Origin of the sequence: Mesorhizobium sp. M7D.F.Ca.US.004.01.2.1 (assembly GCF_003997785.1) — a bacterium.
Lineage (GTDB): Bacteria > Pseudomonadota > Alphaproteobacteria > Rhizobiales > Rhizobiaceae > Mesorhizobium > Mesorhizobium loti.
In genome coordinates, this window is sequence record NZ_RZRQ01000005.1 from 19,241 (window position 1) to 42,055 (window position 22,815).

Consider the following 22,815-nt stretch of genomic DNA (forward strand, 5'->3'; position numbering starts at 1 on the left):
GGCTTGGGATGGATCAGCTTCTTGGGGTTGACGGGACGCGCCCGGCGCGCAGCGTCGAGCGGATTTCGTAGCGGTCACCACGCATGATGGAGACGGTGAATTCGAACGGACCGCGCTCGTCGGTGGTGATGCGCTCGACGACGAAGGCGGGGCTGCCAACCGGGAGATCAAGCAATTCGGCATCCGCAGCACCGACGGCGCCGACGCGATAATTCTCGCGCGCCGCCACCGGCACGATGCCGTAATGGCGCTCCAGCGCCTCGTAGAGCGATCCCTGCAGCAAGCCGGCGTCGAGGAAACCAGGCACGCGCACGGCCGAGAGCTGCGCCGTCTGGATGCCGATCGGTTCGCTGTTGCCGAGTCGCAGGCGCCGGATGCGCACCACCGGATCGCCCTCCTCGATCTCCAGCGCACCGGCCGCCGCGGCATTGGCCGTGGTCAGGCCGCAATCGAGCAGGCGCGAGCCGGCGACCACGCCCATATTGCCCATCTCCTGGGTGAAGCTGGTCAGCTCGCGGGTGCCGGCGACCAGCGTGGTCGAGCGCACGAAGGTGCCGCGGCCATGCTCGCGCCGCAGCAGCCCGGCCTCCTCGAGATTGCGCAAGGCGTGGCGCAGCGTGATGCGGCTGACCCCGAACAGGGCGCACAGCCTGTCTTCGGCCGGGATCTGATCGCCCGTCGCCCATTCGCCGCTCTTGACGATGGCGCGGATCGCTTCTTCGACCTGATACCAGAGCGGCTCCGGTCGTCTGCGATCCGGTTGCTGAAAGCTTGCTTCGCTCATCGCACCTGCCTCCACTCGCTTCCCGCGAGCCCGGCCAGCGCCGCCCCGACGAGACCCGCGCGAGAACCGAATTGACCCGGTCGCAGAACAATATGCTTGAGATGCGGCGGCAGTTGCCGCTGCATCGCGGCAAGCAGCGGCGGCCGGATCATGTCCAGCGCCTCCGCCAGGCCGCCGGAGATCAGCACCGCCTGCGGATCGAGCAGCGCGACGGCGCCGGCCAGCGCAGTACCGAGCCGACACGCCGGCGCCTCCAATGCGGCAAGTGCCGCCTTCTCGCCGGCCCGGGCGGCGTCGATCAGCCTGCCGCCATCCGCCAAGCCGATCTGTTGTGCCAGGGCGTCGAGCGCCCGGCCGGAGGCGACGCGCTCCAGCCAGCCGCTGCGCTCCTCGCCTTGATCCTCTGTGTCGGCGCAGGCCCATCCGAAGGAGCAGGCGCCGCCACGGGCGCCGGCGACGATGCGGCTGTTGGCCAGCACGGCGGAACCGATGCCGGTGCCGATCGCCAGCAGGATCGCGTCGGACATGCCTTTCGCACTGCCTTCGACGGCTTCCGCGAGCATGGCGATCTGCGCGTCATTGCCGAGCGCGATGCGCAGGCCCGGAAACAGTCTCGCGACATCGACACCGTCGAGCCAGGGCAGGTTCGGGACCCAGCGGCAGATCGAGCCTTCGACCAGGCCGGGCACCGCGATGCCCAGCGCCTCCACCGCACCCGCCTCGGCGCACAGCGCGCGGATGCGGATGACAAAGGCGTCGAGGTTTGCCGGCGCCGGTTCGCGGCTTAGCGCCTCCAGCATTCGCACATCGCCGGTATGGACGGCGGCGCGCAGATTGGTGCCGCCGAGATCGATGGCCAGAACCCGCGTCATCGGCCAGGCCCCTTGCCGAACGGCGGTGAGAACAGACCGCTGCCGGCATTCCACGAATGCGACGCCGCCGCGAAAGCCTGCGCATAGCGCGTGCCGCGCAGGCAGCCGCGCAGCCGGTAGAGCGCGCTGTAATAGTCGACATAGGGAAAGCTGCTCAGGCCGCGCGCTAGCTCGTATTCCTGGACCGCTTCGCTCCACGCCTCGAAGCCGTCGCTGACATCGACGAGATGCTCCGGCCGGAAGCCGTCATCGTCCTCCCAGTTCTCGCCGAACAACAGCAATTGCGGTGTATGCGCCGCATGGTCGCTCGCAACAGTCGGCAGGGCGGCGAAGAAGATGCCGGTCTGCGTCAGATGCGCGGCGGCGCGGTGGTCCTTGTGCCAGCTGCCGTGCCAATGGGTGATGACGATCTCGGGTTTCAACTCGCGAATGACGTCGCACACCTCGAGCGCCGTCTGGTCGTCTGAAGGCAGGAAGGCGTCGCGCTGGCCAAGGCTACGCATGGTGACGCCGAGCCGGGCAGCCGCCCTGCCCGCTTCCTCTTCCTTCTGCACGCAATAGTGCTCGGGGATGAGGCAGGGGTGTCCCTGTTCGCCCATGGTCAGGTGCAGGAAGGTCACGGTCGCACCGCGCTTGACGGCAGCGGCGGCCAGCGGGCCGGCGATGACCTCGGCGTCGAAGGCGTGCGCGCCCACCACCAGGATGGAGCTTGCGGCGTAGATCCTGTCCTCGATCATTTCATGCCTCCCCCGGCGCCGACGCCTTCGCGAATCTGGCGGGCCAGCAGACAATACATGATCAGGATGGGCGCCATGGAGATCGCCAGCGAGGCGAACACAAGGCCCCAGTCGGTGCGGAACTGGCCGACGAAGACGCTGATGGCCAGCGGCACGGTCTTGTAGCGGTCGTCGAAGATGAAGATCAGCGGGAAGAAGAAGTCGTTCCAAACCGCGATCGCGGTGAAGATAGCGACGATCGACACTGCCGGCTTCACCATCGGCAGGATGATCTGGAACAGGATGCGGATCTCGCCGGCGCCATCCATGCGCGCCGCCTCGTCGAGTTCGGAGGGCAGCACGCGCATGAAATTGGCGAAGATAAAGACAGCGAAGGGAATGCGAATCGCCGAATAGACGAGGATCAGGCCGGTCAGCGAATCGAGCAAGTCGAGATTGCGCATCAGCGTGAACAATTCGACCGAGGCGAGCCGGATCGGCAGCATGATGCCGGCCAGGAACAGGCCGAGCATGAGGCCGTTCCAGCCGAGCCGATAGCGGCTGAGCGGATAGGCGGCCATGGCCGAGACGACGATGGTCAGCACCACCGCACCGCCGGTGACGATCAGGCTGTTGACGAAGTTCTGGCCGAGGTGAGCACGCGTCCAGGCGTTGACGAAATTGTCGAAGGCAAAGCTTTTGGGCAGACCGAGCCGGTTGTCGTAGATCTCGGCCGTGGTCTTGAAGCAGGAGATAACGAGAATGTAGAGCGGCAGCAGAACGGCAGCCGCCCACACGACCAGCACAGTCCATCCAGGCAGCCGCGCAATTCGCCGCGAGATGGCGGGCCTTTGCGAAATCGCCAGCGCGCTCATAGCTGCACCGTGCGGCGGTCGAAGAAGCGCAGCATCATGAGCGTGCCGATGCTGAGGATCAGGAACAGCATGGTGCCCAGCGCCAGAGCCAGGCCGATATCGGTGATGCCGACCGCCCCCTCCGCGCCGAAGGCCAGCCGGTAGAAATAGGTCACCAGCGTGTCGGTCGAATAGCTCGGATTGCCCTGCACGCCCTGCATCACATAGACGATGTCGAACTGGTTGAAGGTGTTGATGAACGACAGCGTCGTCAGCGTGCCGATGGCCGGCATCAGCAGCGGCAGCGCGATCGAAAACAGCATGCGCGCATTGCCTGCGCCGTCGAGCTTTGCCGCCTCGAAGATCTGGCCGGAAATCTGGCGCAGGCCGGCGGTATAGATCAGCACCGGCAGGCCCATCCAGTTCCAGGCGTCGACGGCGATCAGCATAGTGAGCGCCGTATGGCTATTGCCGAGCACGGTCAGGCTGCCCTGATGCAGGCCGAGTCCGTTGAGCGCCCATTCGACGACGCCGCCCGGGGCCAGCAACAGGCGCCACAGCGCGCCGACGATGACAGGGCTCAGCACCGCCGGGAAGAAGAAGACCGACTGGAAGAAGGCAGCGCCCCTGTCGTGCAGGAACAGCAGCCAGGCGAACAGCAGGCCGATGCCGTTCTGGAAGACCATGATGCCGAAGAACCAGGCGGTGTTGTGCCACAGCGCGCCGTAGAGCCGGGCGCCACTGGGGAAGATAAACAGCCGCGAAAAATTCGACAGGCCGGCGAACTCGACCATGCGCAGCCCCTTCCAGATGAAGAAGCTGCCCCATAGCGACATCGCCAAGGGATAGAGGACGAACAGCGCATAGACCGCCAACGCCGGCAGGATGAACAGCACGGCCATGCGCTGCTGCGTGCGGCGAAGGCTGCTGGTGCGGCGAAGGTTGCTCATGCGCTGTTTTTTGTCCGTGAGAGGCCGGCCACGATGCGACCGGCCGACTCCTACTGCTTCGGCTTGAACCAGGTGGCGACAGCGGCCTGCATGTCGGCCGCCAGCTTCTCCGGCGCGATGTTGCCTTCGACCATGTCGATGATCTCCGACTGCAGCACCGAGGAGGCCGTCGGCGACTGCCAGCGGAAGCCGACCAGCGTCAGGTAGGGCGTCGAATTCTTTGACATCTCCATCATCTCAGCCAGCACCGGGTCCTTCACCGTGACATCGGTGCGGGCCGGCGGCCAGCCGAGCTCATCGGCGAACATCTGCGCGAATTCGGCCGAGGCCATGAAGCCCAGCACCTTGGTGGCGGCTTCCTTGTTGGCGCTTTCGGAAACGAGGCCATAGGAACCGTCGGAGAAGGCCGAGGTGTAGAGTTTTGCCCCCGCATCATCGGCGGGGAACGGGAAGATCGAGAATTTCAGCTTCGGGTTCTGCGCCTTGAAACTGCCGTTCTCGAACGAACCGCCAAGGAACATCGCCGCCTTGCCGCCGATAAACTGCTGCGTCGCGGTGGTGTAGTCGATGCCGGCGAAACCATCCGGGAAATAAGGCTTCAGCTCGGCGAAGCGCTTTAGTGCTGCGACATAGCGCGGGTCCTCGAAGGTCGCCTTGCCGGTCATCATCTCGTCGTAGAAACCGGGGCCGTAGATGGTGGGCCCGACGACACCGACGGCGATCTCCAGTTCCCAGGCCGAGCCATTGGCGCCGCCGGTGGCGATCGGCGTGATGCCGGCCGCCTTCAGCTTGTCGCAGGCGGCGACGAAATCCTTGTAGGTCTTGGGTATCTCGATGCCTTGGGCGGCAAAGATGTCCTGGTTGTAGAACACACCCATCATCGGCACTGAATAAGGCACGCCATAAACCTTACCGTCAGTGCGGCCGCGCGCGCCGCCAAGGGCCGCGTCCGCCATGTTCTTCAGCTCCGGCACGCTGTCGTCGAGCGCATCGAGATAGCCGGCATCGACAAAGGGCTGCAATTCGCCATAGGCCTTGAGCTGGGCGATATCCGGACCGCGGCCGCCGCGTAGCGCCGTGCTCAGCCGATTCTGGTAATCGGCATCCGGCGTGAACTGGATATTGACCTTGATGTCGGGGTTTTTGGCCTCGAAGGCGTCGAAGATGCGGCGCATCGCGGCTTCGTCCTCGGTGCGCCAACTCCATAGCGTCACGGTGCTGTCGGCCCTCGCCGGCACGGTGGAAAAGATGCCGGCGCAAGCGGCGGCAAGGCCGCCGATCAGGCCAAGTGCGGCGCGTCGGTGAATCGAAAGCATGCTCATTGCCAGTCTCCCATTGCTCTCAGTCCTTGGCGTTTCGCGGCGCTTCGGCACCGCGAAAGAGTCAATCGCTCGGAAAAGTCATTATAACGACATAGTGCCATTCGCAAGAGGTCTGGTGCGTCTGCGAAACGGCGACGGCAGGCTCTTTCGCCCAAGAATTCGACATAATTCACTGTTAAATATACATAAATTTCCTGCCGAAGCTGCTGCAAGGAAATTCTGCTCGATGTCATCCATAGCTTTTTCGCAAACAGACACTTGCGCCATCCTCTCATGTTGTCATAACGTCATCGCGATCGATATGCCAAGTGGAGGATGAGGAATGTCTGTTGCCTGGACTTCGAAACTGGCCCTGGCCGCGAGCCTGGCGCTCCTGCCCGTCACCAGTTGGGCGCAATCGGTCAACATCTCCTATTTGACGCATTGGTCGCCCGAGACCGTCGCGCTGCTGGAAGCGGCGGCCAAGGACTATGCGAAGACCAATCCCGACGTCAGCGTCACCGTACGCGCCGTTCCGTTCGGCGATCTCTTGACCACGCTGCGCTCCCAGGGCGGCGGCTCGGACGGCCCGACCATCGGCGGTATCTATGATCTGTGGCTGCCCGAACTCGCCCGCGACAAGCTTGTCGCGCCTGCCCCCGATGTGGTCGCCGGCGAGGTCAAGGACGCCTGGCCGGCGGGCGTCGTCAGCGCCGCCTCGGTCGGCGGCAAACTCTACGGCATTCCCAACGAGATCGACGTCTACGCGCTGAATTACAACAAGGCGCTGTTCAAGCAGGCCGGTATCACTGCTGCCCCGAAGACCTGGGACGAGTTCAAGGACGCGGCCAAGAAGCTGACCAACAAGGATGCCGGCCAGCAGGGTTTTGGCATGATCAATTCCTGGGCGGCGGGCGTCGTCCACCCCTTCGCCTCGCTGCTGGTGTCCAACGGCGGCGATCTGGTCAAGGACGGCAAGCCGGTACTGGACAGCTCGCAGGCCACTGAAGCCTTCCAGCTCTACGAAGACCTGATCAAGTCGGGCGCCAGCGTGCCCGCCATGGCGACGGCCGACGCCAACACAACCGGCCCGTTCCTCGACAATTTCGTCTCCGGCAAGACCGGCATGATCATCATGGCCAACTGGTGGGAGAGCGCGCTGAAGAGCGGCATGGGCGACAAGTTCACTGATATCGCCACCGCGCCGATCCCGGTCGGCCCGAGCGGCGACAAGCCGCATTCGATCTCCTATTCCTGGATGACCGTGGTCAACGCCAATGCCGGCGCGGCCGAGCAGAAGGCGGCCTGGGATTTCCTAGCCTGGCTGAACAATCCGAAGTCTGGCGAGAACGGCGCCTCGGCGATGTCCGACATATTGATGTCGATGGGCATCCTACCGTCGCGCCTGTCCGATATCGAGGCACACAAGGACAAGCTCGGCTCCGAGTTCCTGTCCGGCTATGTCAGCGTGCTGGCCGATGCAAAGCCCTTCCCGGTGGTGCCGGGCGGTCAGGAGTTCAGCGAATCCCTGCAGCAGACGCTCGAAGCGTTGCAGTATGGCCAGGTCTCGGCCAAGGATGCGCAGGCTACGGCGCAGGCCGACGCCACCTCTATCCTGGAGCGCGCCGCCAAGTAGACTGGAGCCATGATCAACAGGTACCGTGCCTCGGCGGGCATCATGCTGGCGCCCGCCGTGACGCTGATCGGCGTCTTTGTCCTCTTGCCGATGCTGCTCACCGTCTGGCTGTCTGTCCAGGACTGGTCGACGCAGACACCGTTTTCCAGTGCAAGCTTCATCGGCCTCGACAATTTCCGCGAGATTTTTGGCCCGACCTCGGTCGGCCGTGACTTCAAGGGCGCGCTTGCCAACACCGCGATCTACACAGCGCTGTCGGTCATCCTGATCCTGCCGCTTTCCGTTGTGTTCGGGCTGATGGTCTATCAGCGCGACGTCGCCGGCGGCACGGCGCTGAGAACCGTGCTGTTTGCCACCTACATGGTGCCGATGATCGCGGTGGCGCTGGTCTGGTCAAAACTCTATTCGCCGAGCGAAGGGCCGCTCAACCAGATGCTCGGCCTGATCGGCATCGGCCCGCAGCCGTGGCTGTCCTCGCCGCGTTCGGCGCTGCTGTCGATCGTCTTCCTCAATGTCTGGCAGCAGGTCGGCTATTTCACCGTGCTGGCGATCGCCGGGCTGACGCAGATCCCCGGCAGCCTCTATGAGGCGGCAAAGCTGGACGGCGCCAACCGGCGCGAGCAGTTCCGCTTCATCACCCTGCCGCTGCTGCGGCGCACGCTGTTGTTCAGCGCCGTCATCGCCATCATCAACGCCGTGCAGGTGTTCGAGCCGGTTGCGCTCATCACGCAGGGCGGGCCGGTCGGCTCGACCAATGTGCTGACCTACCACATCCGCCGCGTCGGCATCGAGCGCGCGCAGGGCGGGCTGGGGTCGGCGATGGCGGTGATGCTGATGCTGTCGCTGATCGTCGTGGTCTGCGCGCTGTTTGCCTTCGCCAACCGGAAGAACGACGAATGAGCGCGCGCGCATTTACCGGATCGTCGACCCGGCTGCCGCGCAAGCGCCCGTCGGGCCGCAAGGCGCTGCTGGCAACGCTGATGCTGCTGGTCGCCGTCGCCTCGGCCTTCCCGCTGCTGTGGATGGTGCTGTCGAGTCTCAAAACCCCGGCCGAGAGCATGCAGGTGCCACCGGTGTGGATCTCCGGCACGCCGAGCCTCGACGCCTATGAGAAGGTTTCGGGCGTGGTCAATGTCGGCCGCTCGATGTGGAACTCTCTGGTCATCGCCTCGATCACGACCGCCGGCATCCTCCTCACCAGCATGATGGCCGGCTACGCCTTCGCCAAATACCACTTCCCCGCCAAGTCGCTGCTGTTTTCGGTGCTGATCGCCACCATGTTCCTGCCGCCGATCGTGACGCTGATCCCGCTCTACCGCCTCGTCGGATCGATCGGGCTCAACGCCAGCCTGGCGGGCATCATCGTACCCAATCTCGCCAATGCCTTCGGCATCTTCCTGATGCGCCAATTCATCGCTGGCGTGCCGGACGATCTGATCGACGCCGCGCGCATGGATGGCGCGTCGGAGCTGCTGATCCTGTTCAAGATTGTGGCGCCGAGCGTCGCGCCGGCGATCGCGGCACTGGCGCTGTTTGCCTTCGTCTATCACTGGAACAGCTATTTGTGGCCGCTGACCGTGCTGCAGGGCAATGCGGACGCCTATCCGATCGTCATCAGCCTCAGCCGCCTGCTCAGCTACAACAGGGGCGCGGTCAACACCGGCCTGGTGATGGCCGGCGCCACGCTCGCCGTACTGCCGCCGCTGCTGCTGTTCGTCTTCCTGCAGCGCTTTTTCGTCGATTCCATCGTCGGCTCCGCGATCAAGGGATAAGCTGCAGAAGCTTGCCGCTCGGACCACGGCCCTGCTTGCCAAATGCCGTCATGCCGCCCATACAGCAGGGCAATCGCCCGCCCGAGGTCGTGGTCCGCCTCTCCTTCGATTTTGCCAGGGATACTGTCTAATGTCCGCGACGCTGTGGTCAAAGCCGTGACGGATCACTCCACGCCATCGCTCGCCAGCCTGGGCTGGACGGAATTTTTCGGCGACCAGCTCGAACCCGGCGACGCCAATTTCGTCCCGACGCGGATCGCCACGGTCCATCGCGACCGCCTGACCGGCCTCTCCCAGGCAGGGCCGGTCGATCTGACGCTGCCGGCACAGGCGAACACCGGTGACTATGCCGTCGGCGACTGGGTGCTGGTCGATGGGCATGAGCACCTGGTCCAGCGCCGCCTGACCCGCAAGACGGTGCTGGAACGCCGCACCCAGGGCGGCAGGGTGCCGCAGCTTGCCGCGGCCAATGTCGACACACTGTTCATCGTCACCTCGTGCAATGCCGACTTCAATCCCGCCCGGCTCGAGCGCTATCTGGCGCTGGCCAATGAGGCCGGAACGACGCCGGTGATCCTGCTGACCAAGGCCGACACCGCTGAAGACGCCGAGGCGTATGAAAGGCAGGCTGCGGCGTTGCAGCGTGGATTGCCGGTCGTGATGCTAAATCCCCGCACATCGGATGCGGCAACCGTCTTGGCTGCCTGGTGTGGTGCTGGCCAGACGGTGGCGCTGATCGGCTCCTCCGGGGTCGGCAAGTCTACGTTGGTCAACACGCTGGCCGGATCGGCGCAGCAATCGCCGCAACAGACCGGAGGCATTCGCGAGCACGATTCCAAGGGACGCCACACCACCACGTCGCGATCGCTGCATTCCATTGCCGGCGGCGGCTGGGTGATCGACACGCCGGGCATGCGGACGCTGCAGGTCAGCGATGTCGGCTATGGCATCGACACGCTGTTTGCCGAAATCACCGAGCTCGCGCCGCTGTGCAAGTTCCGCGACTGCACGCATGTGCATGAGCCAGGCTGTGCTGTGCAGGCAGCCCTGAAGGCCGGGACGCTCGATCCGGAGCGCCTTGCCCGCTGGCGCAAGCTGTCCGACGAGAACCAGAACAACACGCCGGTTCCGAGCGGCCCTCGCGGCGCCAAGTCACCCGGGGGTCGCGGCAAAAGGCGTTGAACGGCCGAGGCTGAACTGGCTTCAGCGCCGCGCCGTACCGAAGACCCGATCCCAAAGTGCTGACGTAACACCGAAATTAACCGATTCGTCGATGTGATGATGCAGGGCGTGGCGGCGCTTGAGCGTGTAGAGGTAGCTCGGATGGGTGGGATGCCAATGATGAATCATGTGGTGGACGCTGATGTACCAGAGGTACCCCAGCATCAGCCCGCAGCTTACCGCGCTCGCGGTTGCGAAGTCCGAGACCACCCAAACGGGAACAAACGCGACCAGGGCATGCACCCCGAGGCTGAGCCAGGTCGGCGTGCCCACCGAACTGCGCTCCTCGACATGGTGACGATCATGCAGGTCCTTGATGTAGGGAATGTGGTGAAGGACGAACCTGTGCAGGAGGTATTCGGTCAGCGTCCAGAGGCCGAGACAGGCGAGGACCGTGCCTATCCAGCCTGGCGCACTCTCTTCGCCGGCCTCGAGCAATCCGGCCACTGCCAGCACGGCGATCACCAGCGGATACACCACGAAGTCGCTATAGTAGCCAATAAGACCGAGTTGCATCGTCACCTAGCCTTCGTGCCGCCAAATAAGCGATGGTGTCAGATTGCCGGACTCGCGAGTGAGGTGCAATGCAGACGTGCCAGACATAGCGTCGCAATCCCTTGGTGCAAGGTTCGCGTCAACGATTCGAGGACCATCGGCAGGCTGCCGGCTTCGCAGACGGACGTATAAAATGGCAAAACGCAGCGCGGGATTGCTGATCTATCGCCGCAGCGACGGCGATCTCAGGGTGTTGCTGGTCCACCCAGGCGGACCGTTCTGGGCGAAGAAGGACGATGGTGCGTGGTCGATACCGAAGGGTCTTGTCGACGAGAATGAGGACGAGTTGACGGCAGCGCAACGCGAGACAGAGGAAGAGCTTGGCGTCAAGGTCGATGGCTCGTTCGCGCGGCTCGGCGACTACAGGCAACCGGGCGGCAAGATCGTCTCGGCCTGGTCTGTCGAGGCGACCATCGACATCGACGTAACCACCATCAAGAGCAACAGCTTCACCATGGAATGGCCGCCAAGATCGGGATCCCTCAAGGCGTTCCCAGAGGTCGACAGAGCAGGCTGGTTCACCTTGCCCGAGGCCGAAGTGAAGATCCTCAAGGGGCAGCGCCCGATGCTTTTGGATTTTGCCAGGCAGCAAGGCGCCGGATGATCCGCAGCCCTCAGTAAGGCAGGCCGACATAGTTCTCGGCGAGTGCGGTCGATGCAGCATGCGACTGCACGAGGTAGTCGAGCTCGGCCTCCTGGATGCGCTGGCCGAAGTCGCCGGTGTCGGGAAAGCGGTGCAGCATCATCGTCATCCACCAGGAAAAGCGCACGGCCTTCCAGACCCGTGCCAGCGCCTTTTGCGAATAGCAATCAATGCCAGCCATGGTTTTGTCGCGGTAGAAGTCGCGAAAACCTGGGAAGAGATAGCGCACGTCGCTGGCAGCGAGGTTGAGGCCCTTGGCGCCGGTCGGCGGCACGATGTGGGCGGCGTCACCAACCAGGAAAAGCTTGCTGAAGCGCATTGGCTCGGCAACGAAGGAGCGCAGCGGCGCGATCGATTTCTCGAAGGATGGCCCGGTGACGACATTTGCCGCCGTCTGCTCCGGCAAGCGGCGGCGCAACTCGTCCCAAAAGCGATCGTCCGACCACGCCTCGACGCGATCGTCCTGTGGGCACTGCACATAGTAGCGGCTGCGATGCGTCGAGCGCATCGAGCACAGCGCAAAACCCCGCTCATGATTGGCATAGACCAGTTCGTGATCGGCAGGCGGCACTTCGGCCAGCACGCCGAGCCAGCCGAACGGATACTGCCGCTCGAAGGTTTTCAGCGCACGCTCAGGCACCGATTTCCGGCTGACGCCGTGGTAGCCGTCGCAGCCGGCAATGAAGTCGCAATCGATCCGATGCGTGACGCCGTCCCGGTCATAAGTGGCGAAAGGTGCGGCGCCATCGAAATCGTGCAGAGCGACATTTGCCGCCTCATAGATCGTGGTCAGTCCTGCCGCGTCGCGCTTGTCCATCAAATCGTGCGTCACTTCGGTCTGGCCGTAGACGGTGACATGCCTGCCGCCGGTCAGTGCCTCGAGGTCGATGCGGTGCAGGCGTCCGTCGAAGGCGAGCGAGATGCCGGAATGCGGCAGCCCTTCGGCATGCAGCCTTGCTGCCGCACCGGCCTGTTCCAGCAGTTCGACCGTGCCCTGTTCGAGCACCCCTGCCCGCACGCGGCCAAGCACGTGCTCGCGGCTCGCCCGTTCCAGAATGACCGTCTCGACGCCGATGCCGGCCAGAAGCTGCCCGAGCAGCAGGCCGGACGGTCCGGACCCGATGATGACGATTTGTGTGCGCATCAGTGGCCCAGACTTTCGATCTGTCCGGTCAGCTCGGCGGCAAGGCGCAGCGACGCGGCCGTTGCGACGACCATTTGCGGCAGCAGCAGCCATTCCAGCGTCCAGGCCGCGCCCGAGCGCTCCTGCTCATGCACGAGCGCCTGATGCATCCCGGAAAGCTGCGTGGCGTTGAAGCGGGCAAGCGCCACCAGTGCCTCTGCCTTCACGGGATTCTGCTTGTGCGGCATGGCCGACGAGCCGCCGCCGCCTGAGAGTTCGATGTCGGTTCCACCTTGCGCCATCAGCGCCATGTCCTGGCCGAACTTGCCGAGGCTGCCGGTCACCAGCGACATAAGGCCGGCAAAATCGGCGAGTGCATCACGCTGGCTATGCCATTGCGGTGCGTCGCCAAGGCCGAGTTTTGCGGCAAGGGCTGCGCGCACCGCCGGCCCTTTATCGTCTAGCTTCTCCAGTGTGCCGGCGGCCCCGCCAAACTGCACCACCAGCAGGCGTCTCGACTGTTCGGACAATCTCTCCTGGTGCCGTTGCAGCGGCGCCCGCCACGCCGTCACGCGATCCGCAACTTTGATCGGAATCGCCTTCTGCATGCGCGTCATTCCGGTCAGCGCCCTGCCGCCAAAACGCTCTTCGAGCGAAGCGAGGCGCATGACGGTTTCGGTCAACAGCAGATCGAGATGCTCGACGACGGATTTCAGCCGAAGCATCAAGCCGGTGTCGATGACATCCTGGCTGGTCGCGCCGAAATGCACTTTCTGGCCATGCGGTTCGCCGACCGCCGCCCTGATCTGGCGCACCAGTTCCGGCACGATGACGCCGTCTTTTGCGACACCGGCCCGCAGCAAGGCGGTGTCGGGCCGGAATGTGGCCAGTGCGGCCACGATCGCTGCCGCGGCATCTCTGGTGATGAACCCGGTTTCGGCCTCTGCTTGCGCCAGCGCCCGTTCGAAGGCCAGCATCGCCTTGATTTCGGCCTCGACGGAAAAATGCCTCGCCGCTTCCTCGTCACCGAGGAGTGCGGAGAGCAGTGGATGGTCGAAGGGCGATACGGTCATGTCGCACGTCTCCTGAGCATCAGCTGTCGAAGAAGACCGTTTCCTTCTCCCCCTGGAGATGGACGTCGAAGACGTAGGTGTCGCCCTGACGCTCGGCGATCAGCGTCGGCACGCGAACGCGATGCTCGATGCGCGCCAGGATCGAATCCCCGGCATTGGCCTTTTCCTCGTCGGAAAAATACAGCCGTGTGTGCAGGCCGAGATTGATGCCGCGCGCGACGATCCAGAGGGTGATGTGCGGGGCCATCAGGCGGCCATCACTCGAAGGCACGCGGCCCGGCTTGATCGTGTCGAACGTGCACAGACCGGTGTCCATGTCGGTCGGGCAACGGCCCCAGCCGAAGAAATTTGGATCGGCAGCGCCGCGCAAGTCGGTCGGCGAATTGTAGAGCCCGTCTGCATCCGCCTGCCAGATCTCTATCAGCGCGTCCCTGAGCGGCGTGCCGGTGCCATCGAGCACATGGATGCGCAAGCCGATGCGCTCGCCTTTGGTCTTGTCGTTGACCATAGTGGCGCCGAGATCGCTGGGATAGACGCCGCCTATGCCGCAGAAATTGGGCGTCAGCCCGATATGGACGTAGGGTCCGGCGGTCTGCGAGGGGCTTTCCCTGAGCCGGTCGAGCGATTGAGCCATCAATTGCCCTCCGGCCTGTTTTCGAACAGTGACGCGCGGCGCCCGCGCAGCACGATGTCGAACTTGTAGGCGCGCGCGTCGAAGGGGATCGTCGCTTGCATGTCGAGCGCAGCGATCAGCGTCTCGATGGCCGCCTTGTCGGGGATGCCGCGCACGATCGGGCATTGCCAGATCAGCGGGTCGCCCTCGAAATACATCTGTGTGATCAGCCGCTGCGCGAAGCCGTGGCCAAAGACAGAGAAATGGATATGCGAGGGCCGCCAGTCGTTCGGCCCGTTCGGCCAGGGATAGGGACCGGGCTTGACGGTGCGAAACGCATAGCCGCCATCCTCGCCTGTAATAGTGCGGCCGCAGCCGCCGAAATTCGGGTCGAGCGGCGCCAGATAGCCGTCCTTCTTGTGGCGATAGCGGCCGCCGGCATTGGCCTGCCAGAATTCGAGCAGCGCGCCGGGCACACCAACACCGCGTTCATCGAGCACCCGCCCATAGACGACGATGCGCTCGCCGAGCGCGCTCTCGCCGGGCCTGGCAAAATTGTGGATCAGGTCGGCATCGAGTTCGCCCAGCATGGCGTGACCGAAGACCGGGCCTGCAATCTCCGACAGCGTGTTGTCGAACGACAGCGGCGCCTTCTGCGGCGAGCGCAGCACGGAGGTCTTGTAGTTCGGCGTCAGAACAGGCGGATGCCAGGTCCGGTCGCGCTGGAAGAAGGCGCCGGTCTCAGGCCTCCGGTTCGAGCCGGACTTAGCGGGCATTCTGGCTTCCGTCCATTTCCGAAAACACGTCCTTGGCGATCTTGAAGGCACGGTTGGCTGCCGGCACGCCGGCATAGATGGCGACGTGCAGGAAAGCCTCGCAGATATCGTCGCGCGAAGCACCGGTGTTGACGGTGGCGCGCACATGCATGGCGACCTCCTCATCATGGCCGAGTGCTGCCAGCAGCGCCAGCGTGACGATTGAACGCTCACGCTTGGTGAAGCCCGGCCGCGCCCACACGGTTCCCCAGGCGGCCTCGGTGATCAACTCCTGGAAAGGCTGGTCGAAATCGGTGGCGGCGACCTCGGCCCGGTCGACATGGCGGTCGCCGAGCACCGACCGTCGAACCGCGAGACCGGCGCGATATCTGGCAGCGTTGCCGGGGACTTCATCCATGGGTTTCTGCTCCAGGGGCAAGCGATGCGATAAAACCGCGGATCAGGGCGATCAGCGCTTGAGGCTGTTCGACGCAAGGAATATGCCCGGCGTCGCGGATGATCTCGAAGCGCGCGGCGGGGATCAGCTCGGCCAGCGAGCGGACGAGATCGGGAGGCGTCGAGCCATCCTGGTCGCCGGCGACGCAGAGCGTCGGCACCGCGATGCGGCGTGCGGCATCGGTGAAATCCGCATCGCGAACGGCAGCGCAAGTCCCGATGTAACCGGCGAGCGCTTGCCTGGTCATCATGTTCCAATAACCGTCGAGCTCGGCCAGACGCGCCGCGTGGAAGGCGGGGGTGAACCACACTTTGAGCACGCCATCCGCAATGGCCTGGATGCCCTTGCTTTCGACTGTCGCGATGCGTGTGTTCCAGCTCTCTGCCGTGCCGATCTTGTGGGCCGTGTCGCACAGGATCAGGCCTTCGACAATTTCCGGGCGCCTGCGATAGAAGCCTTGTGCGATCAAGCCGCCGACCGACAGGCCGCACAGCACGACCTTGCTCAAGCCGAAATGATCGATGAGCGCCGAGAGATCATCGACATGATCGTCGATCGACCTGATGTCGCCGATATCGGACAGCCCATGGCCACGCTTGTCATAGACCAGTAGCGGCATTTCACCATCAAGCGCCGAGACAATTTCGTCCCAGATCCGGAAGTCGGTGCCGAGTGAATTGATGAATATGATTGGGCGCGCATTGCCGGTCGCCTTGATGTGGCGATGGTGCAGCGTGATGCCGCCAATGGTGACGAATGGCACGATTTCGGTCCTCCGCCCCCACATTGCACAAGGCGTTTGGTTCGGTAAAATGATATTTTGCGCCGTTTCATTAACTCAGGGGTTATCAAATCCATGTCCGAGAGCCGCATCCGGTTCCGTCACCTGCAGGCATTCCTTGAAGTTGCGCGACAAGGAAGCGTGGCGCGAGCGGCTGACTTGCTGCATGTCAGCCCACCGGCGGTGACCAAGACATTGCGCGAACTGGAAGAGGCGCTGGGTGTGGCGGTGGTCGAGCGTGACGGCCGCGGCATCCGGCTGACGCGCATCGGCGAGATCTTCCTTCGCCATGCCGGCACGGCGATCACGGCACTCAAGCAAGGCGTCGATTCCGTTCGGCAGGACGGAGCAGTCAACCGGCATCCGATCCGCATCGGCGCGTTGCCGACGGTGTCGGCGCGGGTGATGCCGCTTGCCATGAGCCTGTTCCTCAAGGAGGGCACCGGTGCGGCGATCAAGATCGTCACCGGCGAGAATGCGGTGCTGCTCGAACAGTTGCGCACCGGCGCACTCGATCTCGTCGTCGGACGGTTGGCGGCGCCGGAAAACATGACCGGCTTCTTCTTCGAGCACCTTTATTCCGAACCGGTGCTGTTCGTGGTGCGAGCGGGACATCCGCTGCTCGATCCGGGACAGGATGTGTTCGCACGGCTCGACGAATTCCCGATGCTGATGCCGACGCGGGAATCGGTCATTCGCCCCTTCGTCGACCGCCTGTTCATTACCAACGGCATGACGGCGCCGGCAACCGAGATCGAAACCGTGTCGGACTCCTTCGGCCGCGCCTTCCTGCGGCAGAGCAATGCCGTCTGGATCATTTCGGCCGGCGTCGTTGCCAACGAACTCGGCAGCAGCGCTTTCGTCGCCTTGCCGGTCAACACCGAGGAAACCAAAGGACCGGTTGGCTTGACGATGCGGACCGACACGGCGCCCTCACCGGCCTTCTCCATACTGCTGCAGACCATCCGCGAAGCGGCACGACAAGGCAGCTGACGCCTGAGAATATCCGATCCGGATGCGGTCTCGGTTGGGGTTTTTCCTAACCCAGGGGTTAATGAAACACCGCAAAATATCATTTTACCGAACCAAACCGCTGGTGCACTGTGACGATGGAGGACCACAAAGGGAGGAACATATGACGCACGCACTCGGCAGCAGATCCATGACTGGCGGCATTTCGCGGCGCCAGTTCATCGCCACATCGATCGCCGGTGGCGCAGCGCTCACGCTTGGCGGCCGCGGCGCCTTTGCCCAGGCGGGCGACACGCTCAAGGTCGGCTTCGTCAGCCCGCGCACCGGGCCGCTCGCCGGGTTCGGCCAGACCGACGGCTACGTGCTCGATCTGGCCCGCAAGGCGCTGGCCGGTGGCATTGAGATAGGCGGCAAGAAATACAACGTCGAGATTCTCGACCAGGACACGCAATCCGATCCGTCGCGCGCGGGCCAGCTGGCCAAGGACCTGATCAACAACCAGGCCATCGACCTGATGCTGGCGGTGTCGACGCCCGAGGTGATCAATCCAGTGGCCGACGCCTGCGAGGCCGCCGGCGTGCCGTGCCTGTCGACGGTCATGCCGTGGGAGGCCTGGTATTTCGGCCGCGGCGCCAAGCCGGGCGAACCCTCGCCGTTCAAATGGACCTATCATTTCGGCTTCGGCGTCGGCGAGTTCTTCAAGGCCTATATCTCGCAATGGAACCTGATCAAGACCAACAAGAAGGTCGGCGTCATGTATCCCAACGATGCCGACGGCAATGCCATCCGCGCCCATTTGGCGCCGCTGCTGGCCAAGCAGGGTTTCACCATTGTCGATCCCGGCGCCTATGAAACCGGCACGACCGATTATTCCGCGCAGATCGCACTGTTCAAGCAGGAAGGCGTCGAGATCTTCAACTCGTTCCCGATCCCGCCGGATTTCGCCGCCTTCTGGCGCCAGGCGGCGCAGCAGGGCCTGATCAAGCAGATCAAGATCTGCCAGGTCGCCAAGACCGGCCTGTTCCCGTCCGATATCGAAGCGCTCGGCGATCTCGGCATGAAGATTTCGAGCGCCGCCTACTGGCACAAGGCATTCCCCTACAAATCGCCACTGACCGGCGTTTCGGGCGCCGAGCTGGCCGACGGCTATGAGGCGGCGAGCGGCAAGCAGTGGACGCAGCAGCTCGGCGCTTCGATGTCGCTGCTCGACGCCGGCTTCGAGGCGCTGAAGGCAAGCACCGACGCCAAGGACAAGGCGGCGGTCGCCAAGGCGCTGAGCACGCTGAAAACCGAGACGATGGTCGGCAAGGTCGACTTCACCAGCGGGCCGGTGGCCAATGTCTCGCCCGGCCCGATTATCGGCACGCAGTGGGTGGCCGCCAAGGAAGGCAGCAAGTTCCCGCTCGATTACGTCGTGACCGAGAACGCCACCGATCCCAACGTGCCTGTCGAAGCCAAGCTTCTGCCTTACAACGGCTGATGGACCGCTGACGAGGATCGCCTGGTGACCCATCCGCAACAACAGGCGATCCTCGCTGCCGCCGGTATCCACAAACGCTTCGGCGCGCTTGTGGTGCTGGATGCGGTGGACTTCTCCATGGAAGCCGACGAGGCGGTCGGCATCGTCGGCCCGAACGGCGCCGGCAAGACCACGCTGCTCAGCGTGCTTGCCGGCGCTTTTCCGCCAAGCTCCGGCACGGTCAGCTTCAAGGGCGGCGACGTGACGCCACTGGCGGCGACGCAGCGCTGCCGGCTCGGCCTGGTGCGCACGCACCAGGTGCCGAAACCGTTCAGCGGCATGACCGCCTTCGAGAATGTCTTCGTTGCCGCCTCGCATGGCGCAGGCCTTGGCCGCGACGAGGCCTATGAGGAGGCGCTCGGCTCGCTGAAACTGTGCGGCATGCTCGGCGTTGCCAACCGGCGCGCCGAAACGCTCGGCCTGCTCGACCGTAAGCGGCTGGAACTGGCGCGGGCACTAGCGGCCAGACCAACGCTGCTTCTGCTCGACGAGATCGGCGGCGGATTGACCGATGGCGAAGCCGGTGAGCTTGTCGACACGATCAAGGAATTGCGCCAGCGCAAGATCGGCATCGTCTGGATCGAGCACATCGTCCACATTCTGCTGCAGGTGGCCGAGCGGCTGATCTGCATGGACGCCGGCAAGATCATCGCCGATGGCGAACCGCAAACGGTGATGGCCGACCCCGAGGTCGTCCGTGCCTATCTCGGCGGAGGCCCCAAATGAGCCTGCTTGCGGTCGAGGACCTGGTTGTCCGGCACGGCCTGCTGCAGGCGGTGCGCGGCGTTAGCTTCAGCATCGAACGCGGCGAGACGCTGGCGCTGGTCGGCGCCAATGGCGCCGGCAAGACCACGCTGCTGAGGGCAATCGCCGGCGCGCACCAGCCGGCGGCTGGCCGCGTCATGCTGGACGGCGCCGATCTCACCGACGTGCCATCGCACAAGCGTGTCGGCATGGGCATCGCGCTGGTGCCTGAGGGGCGAAAACTGTTCCTGCAGATGACGGTCGAGGAGAACCTTCTGCTTGGCAAGACCGCTGGCCGGCCAGGCGACTGGAGCGTCGACAAGGTGCTCGAGATGTTCCCCAATCTGAAGCCGCGCCGCCACGCCAAGACGGGCCATCTGTCAGGCGGCGAGCAGCAGGCGACGGCGATCGGCCGCGCGCTGATGAGCAATCCCGACGTGCTTTTGCTCGACGAGGTTTCGCTCGGCCTGTCGCCGCTGATCGTTGATCGCGTCTATGCAGCACTGCAAGGGTTGATCGCCTCAGGCACGACGATCATCCTAGTCGAACAGGACCTCAACCGCGCGCTCGCGGTTTCCGACAGGGTCATCTGCATGCTCGAAGGGCGTGTTGCGCTCGAAGGGCCGAGCAAGGCGGTTTCGCGCGAGGATGTGACGAAGGCCTATTTCGGCCTGCACCGGAAAAGCCCCGGGAGCGTTCCCGCATGAGCAACCAGATCATCCAGGGCATCCTTCTCGGCGGCTACTACGCGCTGATCGCCTGCGGCCTGTCGTTCATGTTTTCGGTAATGCGCATCATCAACCTCGCCCATGGCAGCCTTGCCGTGTTCGCCGCCTTTGCGCTGTGGTGGCTCGCCTCGCGGTTCCACATCTCGCCCTTGGTCGGCCTGCTCATCGTGCTTCCGCTGATGGCGGCGATGGGCTGGGCGCTGCAGCGCTTCCTGCTCGAACGCAGCGCACGCGGCGGTGCGCTGCTGCCGATCCTGACCACGTTCGGCCTGGCCATCGTCATCGACAATCTGCTGTTCGAGCAGTTCGGCGCCGATACGCGTTCGCTGGCGCCCTATATCGGTAGCCTGTCCTATGATTCCTGGGAATGGCCGGGCAGCATCTATGTCGGCAAGCTCGCTGTGATCATGTTCGCCAGTGCCGTGATCCTGCTGGGCGGGCTGCAATTGTTCCTCACCCACACAAGGCTTGGCCGCTCGATCCGCGCCACGTCGGAGGACCCCGACACCGCCGGCCTGGTCGGCGTCGATGCGCGCCGCGCCAATGCGATCGCCGCTGCCATCGCCATGGTCACGGTCGGCCTTGCCGGCGCGTTTCTCGGCATGCGCGCCACCTTCGATCCCTATGCCGGCGCGCCGCAACTGCTGTTCGCTTTCGAGGCGGCAGTCATCGGTGGCGCTGGGTCGCTGTGGGGAACGCTGATCGGCGGCATCGTGCTGGCGCTTGCCCAGACGCTCGGCGCGCAAGTGCATCCGCAAGGTTTTCTGATCGGCGGCCATGTCGCGTTCCTGATCGTGTTGTTCATTCGGCTCTCCACTTCGGGCCTCGGCCTGCGCGGCCTGCTGCGCTTGCCCACGAGGAAGCCGACGTGAGCGCCGTTTCGACATCCCCCGTCATCGAGCGCGGCACGGCGACGTCGCGCATCGCCGCGATTGCGGTCGCGGTTATCATCGCGCTACTGGCGATTGCTCCGCAGTTCCTGTCGGCTGGCGCGGTCGACAGGATGACCGCCCTGTTTGTCTATGTGATCCTGGCGGCGATGTGGAATGCGCTGGCCGGCTTCGGCGGCCTGGTCTCGGTCGGCCAGCAGGTGTTCTTCGGGCTCGGCGCCTATTTCGCCATCCGGCTGGCCGATGCCGGCCTCAATCCATTCCTGGCGCTCTTCGCCTCCGGAATTATCGTTGGCGCCGTCTCCTGGCCGCTTTCGCTGTTCATGCTGCGGCTGAGGAACGGCGAGTTCGCCATCGGCATGTGGGTGATTGCGGCGCTGACGCATCTTCTGGTCAATCTCGACCGGCTGGTGCAGGGCGAAACCGGAACATCGCTGATCTCGCTCAACGCCTACGACGCCAGCGCCAGGCGGGCAGCGATCTACTGGCTGGCGCTGGCATCGATGACCGCGCTGCTCGCCATCCTGTTTGGCCTGCTGCGCGGCAGCACAGGTGCTGCGATCCGGGCGATCCGCGACAATGAGGATGCAGCCGCCTCGGTCGGCGTGCGCGTCACCGGCACCAAGCGGCTGCTGTTCGTGCTTGCCGCCTTCGGCATCGGCATTGCCGGGGCGCTGTGGCTGGCGACCTCGATCACCTTCCAGCCCAAGACCTACTTCAATGTCCAGTGGACCGCCTACATGATCTTCATGGTGCTGGTCGGCGGCATCGGCACTTTCGAGGGCGCCATTCTGGGCGCGCTGGTGTTCTTCCTCATCGAGACGTGGTTCGGCGGCACCGGTGTCTGGTATCTGGTCGGGCTCGGCGCCACCGCCGTGCTGTTCTCGCTTTTCCTGCCGCGCGGCCTGTGGGGGACGATCGAGGAGCGTTTTGGGCTCCGCCTGCTGCCGGTCGGTTACCGCGTGAGGTTCCCAGCCGCCACCGATGGCGATGCAATGCCTTCGCCACAGCAAGCCACACCATATCGGGAGAAGGCATGACCATGCTTTTCGGCAAGACGATCCTCATCACCGGTGTCGCCTCCGGCATCGGCGCGCGCACGGCGGAACTCGCCGCTCAGCTTGGCGCAGACGTGATCGGCGTCGATGTGCGTGAGCCGACTGCTCCGGTCGGCAGCTTCGTCAAGGCCGATATCTCGTCGAAGGCCGGTGTCGACGAGCTGATTGCTCGCCTGCCGCAGCGCCTCGACGCGCTCTGCAACGTCGCCGGGCTCTCCGGCAATACCGGCGCAGCGTCGACGCTGGCGGTCAATTTCTTCGGGCTGCGGGCTCTGTCGGAAGGCCTGGCGCCAAGACTTCGTGAAGGCGGCGCGATCGTCAACGTTGCGTCGATTGCCGGCTATGGTTGGCGCGCCAATCTCAACCGCGCCGCCTCGATGGTCAGCATCGAAGGTTTCCCCGATGTTGCCGACGTGGTCTGCACGCACGCGGTCAGGAACGAGGAAGGCTATCCCGTCTCCAAGGAACTGCTCTTGCTGTGGACCTTCCGCGCGGCGCATCAGGATCTGTTCAAACGCCGTGGCATCCGCGTCAATGCGGTGAGCCCCGGCCCGGTCGAGACACCGATCCTGAAACAGTTCCGAACCGTGCTTGGCGACGCCCGTGTCGACAGCGACATTGCCAGGGTCGGGCGGGCCGGCACGTCCGGCGATATCGCACCGGTGGTGCTGTTCCTGTGCTCGGACGGCGCGCGCTGGATCAACGGCGCCAATTTGCCGGTCGACGGCGGCCTCGAAGCATCGATCAATGCCGAAATGTTCGGCTTCTAATCACGAAGCTCCAATCGGGGCGATGGAG

The 22,815-nt window shown here is 64.3% G+C and carries 25 protein-coding genes; 12 read left to right on the forward strand and 13 right to left on the reverse strand.

Annotated elements, in window-relative coordinates; all coding sequences use genetic code 11:
* Positions 1-13: 13 nt before the first annotated feature.
* From EN993_RS02390 to EN993_RS02415, 6 genes are read right to left on the reverse strand one after another with little or no spacing between them, the layout of a single operon-like run.
* A complete protein-coding gene (locus EN993_RS02390; protein ID WP_109661848.1) occupies positions 14-784 on the reverse strand; it encodes a GntR family transcriptional regulator in 771 nt (256 codons plus the stop codon).
* The gene (locus tag EN993_RS02395; RefSeq protein ID WP_127262270.1) at positions 781-1,656 is read right to left on the reverse strand and encodes an ROK family protein; all 876 of its coding nucleotides are present in this window, start codon (positions 1,654-1,656) and stop codon (positions 781-783) included. Before EN993_RS02395 ends, EN993_RS02390 begins: the two co-directional genes overlap by 4 nt.
* Positions 1,653-2,393, reverse strand: coding sequence for a PIG-L family deacetylase (locus EN993_RS02400; RefSeq protein WP_127262271.1), 741 nt, complete (start codon positions 2,391-2,393; stop codon positions 1,653-1,655). Before EN993_RS02400 ends, EN993_RS02395 begins: the two co-directional genes overlap by 4 nt.
* Positions 2,390-3,247, reverse strand: a complete 858-nt coding sequence (locus EN993_RS02405) for a carbohydrate ABC transporter permease (RefSeq protein ID WP_127262272.1) — start codon at positions 3,245-3,247, stop codon at positions 2,390-2,392. Before EN993_RS02405 ends, EN993_RS02400 begins: the two co-directional genes overlap by 4 nt.
* Positions 3,244-4,176, reverse strand: coding sequence for a sugar ABC transporter permease (locus EN993_RS02410; RefSeq protein ID WP_127262273.1), 933 nt, complete (start codon positions 4,174-4,176; stop codon positions 3,244-3,246). Before EN993_RS02410 ends, EN993_RS02405 begins: the two co-directional genes overlap by 4 nt.
* Positions 4,177-4,226: 50 nt before the next feature.
* Entirely contained in the window at positions 4,227-5,498 is a 1,272-nt protein-coding gene (locus EN993_RS02415) for an extracellular solute-binding protein (RefSeq protein WP_127262274.1), read from the reverse strand.
* A gap of 322 nt (positions 5,499-5,820) precedes the next feature.
* Here EN993_RS02415 and EN993_RS02420 point away from each other — a divergent pair, with 322 nt between their 5' ends.
* The 4 genes from EN993_RS02420 (at position 5,821) to rsgA (ending at position 10,067) form a co-directional block, all read left to right on the forward strand.
* Entirely contained in the window at positions 5,821-7,113 is a 1,293-nt protein-coding gene (locus EN993_RS02420; RefSeq protein ID WP_127262275.1) for a sugar ABC transporter substrate-binding protein, read from the forward strand.
* Positions 7,114-7,122: 9 nt separating this feature from the next.
* Positions 7,123-8,013, forward strand: coding sequence for a sugar ABC transporter permease (locus tag EN993_RS02425; RefSeq protein ID WP_127262276.1), 891 nt, complete (start codon positions 7,123-7,125; stop codon positions 8,011-8,013).
* Positions 8,010-8,885 carry a carbohydrate ABC transporter permease gene (locus EN993_RS02430; protein WP_127262277.1) on the forward strand — a complete coding sequence of 292 codons (876 nt, stop codon included), beginning with the start codon at positions 8,010-8,012 and terminating at the stop codon, positions 8,883-8,885. The genes EN993_RS02425 and EN993_RS02430 overlap by 4 nt, the downstream gene beginning before the upstream one ends.
* Positions 8,886-9,029: 144 nt before the next feature.
* Positions 9,030-10,067 (forward strand): ribosome small subunit-dependent GTPase A, encoded by a 1,038-nt coding sequence (gene rsgA / locus EN993_RS02435; RefSeq protein ID WP_127262278.1) that lies wholly within the window; start codon positions 9,030-9,032, stop codon positions 10,065-10,067.
* Positions 10,068-10,088: 21 nt separating this feature from the next.
* On the opposite strand, the gene EN993_RS02440 is transcribed toward rsgA, so the two are convergent.
* Positions 10,089-10,622, reverse strand: coding sequence for a sterol desaturase family protein (locus EN993_RS02440; protein ID WP_127262279.1), 534 nt, complete (start codon positions 10,620-10,622; stop codon positions 10,089-10,091).
* A gap of 172 nt (positions 10,623-10,794) precedes the next feature.
* On the opposite strand from EN993_RS02440, the gene EN993_RS02445 reads away from it, so the two are divergent.
* The gene (locus EN993_RS02445) at positions 10,795-11,265 is read left to right on the forward strand and encodes an NUDIX domain-containing protein (protein WP_127262280.1); all 471 of its coding nucleotides are present in this window, start codon (positions 10,795-10,797) and stop codon (positions 11,263-11,265) included.
* Between the two features lie 10 nt (positions 11,266-11,275).
* Here EN993_RS02445 and pobA read toward each other — a convergent pair whose 3' ends face one another.
* Genes pobA through pcaD form a run of 6 tightly spaced genes read right to left on the reverse strand, consistent with a single transcriptional unit; the run spans position 11,276 to position 16,088 of the window.
* Entirely contained in the window at positions 11,276-12,448 is a 1,173-nt protein-coding gene (gene pobA / locus EN993_RS02450) for a 4-hydroxybenzoate 3-monooxygenase (RefSeq protein WP_127262281.1), read from the reverse strand.
* The gene (locus EN993_RS02455) at positions 12,448-13,500 is read right to left on the reverse strand and encodes a 3-carboxy-cis,cis-muconate cycloisomerase (RefSeq protein ID WP_127262282.1); all 1,053 of its coding nucleotides are present in this window, start codon (positions 13,498-13,500) and stop codon (positions 12,448-12,450) included. The genes pobA and EN993_RS02455 overlap by 1 nt, the downstream gene beginning before the upstream one ends.
* Before the next feature lie 19 nt (positions 13,501-13,519).
* The gene (gene pcaG, locus EN993_RS02460) at positions 13,520-14,134 is read right to left on the reverse strand and encodes a protocatechuate 3,4-dioxygenase subunit alpha (protein WP_127262283.1); all 615 of its coding nucleotides are present in this window, start codon (positions 14,132-14,134) and stop codon (positions 13,520-13,522) included.
* Positions 14,134-14,889, reverse strand: a complete 756-nt coding sequence (gene pcaH / locus EN993_RS02465) for a protocatechuate 3,4-dioxygenase subunit beta (RefSeq protein WP_127262284.1) — start codon at positions 14,887-14,889, stop codon at positions 14,134-14,136. Before pcaH ends, pcaG begins: the two co-directional genes overlap by 1 nt.
* Entirely contained in the window at positions 14,879-15,286 is a 408-nt protein-coding gene (pcaC, locus tag EN993_RS02470; RefSeq protein WP_109661814.1) for a 4-carboxymuconolactone decarboxylase, read from the reverse strand. Before pcaC ends, pcaH begins: the two co-directional genes overlap by 11 nt.
* Positions 15,279-16,088, reverse strand: coding sequence for a 3-oxoadipate enol-lactonase (pcaD, locus tag EN993_RS02475; protein ID WP_127262285.1), 810 nt, complete (start codon positions 16,086-16,088; stop codon positions 15,279-15,281). Before pcaD ends, pcaC begins: the two co-directional genes overlap by 8 nt.
* A 93-nt stretch (positions 16,089-16,181) precedes the next feature.
* On the opposite strand from pcaD, the gene pcaQ reads away from it, so the two are divergent.
* The 7 genes from pcaQ (at position 16,182) to EN993_RS02510 (ending at position 22,787) form a co-directional block, all read left to right on the forward strand.
* Positions 16,182-17,099, forward strand: coding sequence for a pca operon transcription factor PcaQ (gene pcaQ / locus EN993_RS02480; protein WP_127262286.1), 918 nt, complete (start codon positions 16,182-16,184; stop codon positions 17,097-17,099).
* Positions 17,100-17,241: 142 nt separating this feature from the next.
* Positions 17,242-18,558 carry an ABC transporter substrate-binding protein gene (locus EN993_RS02485; RefSeq protein ID WP_127262287.1) on the forward strand — a complete coding sequence of 439 codons (1,317 nt, stop codon included), beginning with the start codon at positions 17,242-17,244 and terminating at the stop codon, positions 18,556-18,558.
* A gap of 21 nt (positions 18,559-18,579) precedes the next feature.
* Positions 18,580-19,323, forward strand: coding sequence for an ABC transporter ATP-binding protein (locus EN993_RS02490; protein ID WP_127262288.1), 744 nt, complete (start codon positions 18,580-18,582; stop codon positions 19,321-19,323).
* The gene (locus EN993_RS02495; RefSeq protein WP_127262289.1) at positions 19,320-20,048 is read left to right on the forward strand and encodes an ABC transporter ATP-binding protein; all 729 of its coding nucleotides are present in this window, start codon (positions 19,320-19,322) and stop codon (positions 20,046-20,048) included. The genes EN993_RS02490 and EN993_RS02495 overlap by 4 nt, the downstream gene beginning before the upstream one ends.
* Complete coding sequence (locus EN993_RS02500; protein WP_127262290.1) at positions 20,045-20,941, forward strand: branched-chain amino acid ABC transporter permease; 897 nt, start codon at positions 20,045-20,047, stop codon at positions 20,939-20,941. The genes EN993_RS02495 and EN993_RS02500 overlap by 4 nt, the downstream gene beginning before the upstream one ends.
* Positions 20,938-21,999: a branched-chain amino acid ABC transporter permease gene (locus EN993_RS02505; protein WP_127262291.1), complete on the forward strand. Its 1,062-nt coding sequence runs from the start codon at positions 20,938-20,940 to the stop codon at positions 21,997-21,999. Before EN993_RS02500 ends, EN993_RS02505 begins: the two co-directional genes overlap by 4 nt.
* A 2-nt stretch (positions 22,000-22,001) precedes the next feature.
* A complete protein-coding gene (locus EN993_RS02510; protein ID WP_126071051.1) occupies positions 22,002-22,787 on the forward strand; it encodes a coniferyl-alcohol dehydrogenase in 786 nt (261 codons plus the stop codon).
* The last annotated feature ends 28 nt before the right edge of the window (positions 22,788-22,815 follow it).